General features: G+C 52.9%; 2 protein-coding genes. Both read left to right on the forward strand.

Features of this window, described 5'->3' with window-relative positions:
- Nucleotides 1–135: 135 nt before the first annotated feature.
- Nucleotides 136–777 (forward strand): RNA polymerase sigma factor, encoded by a 642-nt coding sequence (locus Pla52nx_RS22355; protein WP_146522751.1) that lies wholly within the window; start codon nt 136–138, stop codon nt 775–777.
- A 62-nt stretch (nt 778–839) separates the two neighbouring features.
- On the forward strand, nt 840–3,422 hold the full coding sequence (locus Pla52nx_RS22360) for a serine/threonine-protein kinase (protein ID WP_146522752.1): 2,583 nt from the start codon (nt 840–842) through the stop codon (nt 3,420–3,422).
- Nucleotides 3,423–3,564 lie beyond the last annotated feature (142 nt).

A 3,564-nucleotide genomic window follows, 5' to 3' on the forward strand; every position in this document is an offset into this window, starting at 1 on the left:
TTTTGACCGTTGCAATTTTTCTGAGCCAGAGTCTGAACACAAGCGTGTGTGGGTGAACTAGGATAATGGTCGCCGCTCAGATTGTGCGTCAATGTTCCCGACGCCTTGTCCTATGTTCGGCAGGACGAAGTTGTAATGAACGATTCATCACCTTCAACGAATGACGACTCGACATCCACATCGCTGCTCGACTTGATAAGGGAGGGTGACGATCAAGGGTGGCGTTGTCTAACGGAACTTTACGGCCCCTTGATCTACGCTTGGTGCCGAGGTTCGCGACTTGGACCGGAGGACTCAGCCGACATCATGCAGGACGTGTTTCGGGCTGTCGTACTGCACATTGGAAACTTTGAGAAAGTCGCTTCTGGATCGTTTCGCGGATGGTTGTGGTCGATCACCAGGAACAAGGTTCGAGATCTGCACAAAGTACGTGCGGGCAAGGTTCGGGCGTCCGGTGGCAGCGATGGCCACGAAATCTTGCAGATGCAGCCTGCCGAGGAAATCACCGGAATTTTGGATTCAACCTGTGTATCCGGTGAACAAATGTTAGCGCATCAAGCGCTCCGCATCATCAAGTCCGAGGTGAAAGAGACCACCTTCACGGCATTCTGGCGATCAACGATCGATGGCATCCCTCCCGCCGTCGTAGCGGATCAGTTGCAGATTCCCGTCCATAGCGTCTGGCAAGCGCGATCCCGGATACTTCGGCGCGCCAGGCAATTACTGGAAAATGAATTGGGCGTGTCAGGCGCAATCGTTTCTACCGATAGCGATTAGCTTTCCAGTCGAGTGATTTTCGTTGGTTGGCCGCATTTTACCGCTATAGATGGGCCAACCAAATGCTTGAGCGATGTCCGCCGAGAGAAGAACTTGCTGATTACGCCGCCGGGTTGGTTGACTCGGTCGACTGCGAATCGATCGATCTGCATTTGGAGACTTGCGTTGACTGCCAATCGGAGCTTTCCATCTGCAGTTCCAACGACGACACCCTTGTTTCACTCCTCCGCCAGGGGGTTGACGAGGTGGAGTACGGACAGGAGCCACAACTGCGAGAACGCCTGCAGGTCCTGGAGCGATCAAGCTCGCAGCATTTCATCAAGCCATCGCGGCCTTCTGAACTCGGTCCCTATCGATTCTTGAAACGGCTCGGACGTGGGGGGATGGGGGACGTCTATCTGGCGGAGCATCTACGGTTGGAGATGCCCGTTGCGATCAAGCTGTTGTCGCATCGATTGGCCAGCGATTCTCGTGCGACTGCCCGGTTTGATCGCGAGATGAAAGCTGTCGGGAAACTGAGCCACCCCAACATTGTTCGGGCAACGGACGCTGGTGAATACAACGGAACGCCATTTCTGGCAATGGAGTTCATTGACGGATCCGACGTGGGTCAAATCTGCCGAGAGCACGGTCGCCTGCGTATTTGCGATGCCTGCGAGATCGTTCGTCAAGCAGCAGTTGGGATCCAGCATGCACATGATCATGGTCTGATTCACCGCGATCTGAAACCGTCCAACTTGATGCTTTGCAAAGACGGTGTGGTGAAGGTTCTGGACCTGGGGCTTGCGCGGCTAAAGGAACACACGGCGAACGAACTGACGGATGAATTGCAGATTTTGGGAACGGCCGATTACATGGCTCCCGAACAGGCAAATAGCGATCACAAATCAGAACTTGATCCTCGCGTGGATATCTACAGTTTGGGTTGCACTCTGTACACCTTGCTTGCTGGACGTGCTCCGTTTGGAGATGAAGATCATTCGACGCCACTTCAGAAGATCATTGCTCACCAGCAGGAATCGCCGACACCCATTGGAGAGATTCGGGCAGGTCTGCCAGCCTCGCTGATAAGCGTCATTGAGCGGGCGATGGCAAAATCCCGTAAAGACCGATGTGACTCGTCGGCGGATTTCGCCAATGCCCTCAATGCGTTTGTGTCTGGATCGGAACTTGCGAAGCTGCAGCAAGAGGCTGCCGTACGTCATGCGGTTGTCGACACTTGCCCAGACGACTCGACGACCGGATTGCCCGCAGACACGATGGCGTCTTCTGGCATCGCCTCTGAGCCGGAGTCCATCCGTCGCTCAACTGCGTCGCCGAATCGAGTCTTGCTGGTGGCTTTAGCGACCCTGGTGATCGCCGTCTTGGCATCGTTAACGATGACGTTTCAATCAAAGAACGGATCACTCGTGGTGCAGATCGACGGTGACAATATCGCAGCGATCCCCAAAGGCGAGCGATTGGTCATCGAAGACATAGAAAATGAAGTGATCTATTACCTTTCGATCGTTGAAGACTCTGTGAAACAAGACTTCGCGCCGGGGACCTACCAAATCAGAGTCGAGAATGAGGCGTCTGGACTGGAGTTGAGCACACAAGAATTTCGGATCAAACGCAAAGAAGAGACAATCGTTCATGCCGTCATCGCAAAGCCAACGCCATCTCGTGTTTCCACGATCGAATCAAGTTCATCGCAGGATCAATGCCAGATGGTATGGGCGATTTCGAAAGACGCGACGTTCGACGTATTGATTGATGGCCAACTACGGCTGGTGACCAACAAGGACGAAGTGCCTCAAGACGACTTTCAGATTTTCTGCGTCAATTTTGGAAAACCAGTCGAGTTGACAACTGGAGACTGGGATCAGTTGAGGCAGCTCAAAGAATTGAACCATCTCGAGTTCTCTGACTTGGAGCTGACGGACGAATTGGTCACAGAGTTCAATCAGTTTCCGATGCTGAGTTTCTTGGCATTGCGCTATGACCAAAAGGAACCGTCTGGGCTAGAGAAGCTTCAACAACTCCCACGCCTTACGACGTTGAACATTGGAGGCCAACTCGTAGCTGACAGTCACGTCGCACTTCTCAAACCCCTGACAGGTATCGGTCGTCTGACCGTGTCAGGTCGCCAAGTCACCGATGCCGGCTTGGTCCACTTGAGCGAAATGAGACAGTTGCAGTTCGTCTCATTGATCTTCACCAAGGTCAATGGAACTGGATTGGAGCACCTGCAAAGTTTGCCCAAGCTTGATTCATTGCATTTGCCCTACACACAGGTCGACGACCGCGGCGCGGAGTTCTTTGCTGGAATGTCTGAGTTGCAATGGCTCAATCTCAGCTTTACCAGCGTTGGAGACAGAACGGTGGAACAACTATCACAGCTCCAGAAGCTTGAGAACTTAGAACTGGCTCAAACGAAAATCACATCTCACTCGCTGACGCTACTCGCAAAAATCGCCAGTTTGAGAAGCTTGGATTTGCAAGAGACTTTCATCAGCGACCGAGATGTGGAGCAGCTTGCGATGTTCACTCAGTTGACCACGCTGAAAGTGGGCAGTCTGCTCTCGGCGGAAGCGGTTCACGCTCTCCAAGAACGGCTTCCCAATTGCCAAATCGTTTCATCCATTCCGCTCGCTCAAAGTTGATTTGCCAATCAACCTACATCGCTCGATCCGTTCCACCGTCGCATCGCGTTTACACCCATCGCATTTGCGCAAGACATCCTAAAGAGCGACCTGCTCTCATCCAACCAAAACACCTCCAGCAGACAGTTCATCGAGATTCATC

The organism is Stieleria varia (genome assembly GCF_038443385.1).
In the GTDB taxonomy this organism is placed as follows: Bacteria; Planctomycetota; Planctomycetia; order Pirellulales; family Pirellulaceae; genus Stieleria; species Stieleria varia.

Coding starts and splice junctions, on each gene's coding strand:
- Pla52nx_RS22360 (WP_146522752.1), top strand. CDS start 840: ATGCTTGAGCGATGTCCGCCGAGAGAAGAACTTGCTGATTACGCCGCC.
- Pla52nx_RS22355 (WP_146522751.1), top strand. CDS start 136: ATGAACGATTCATCACCTTCAACGAATGACGACTCGACATCCACATCG.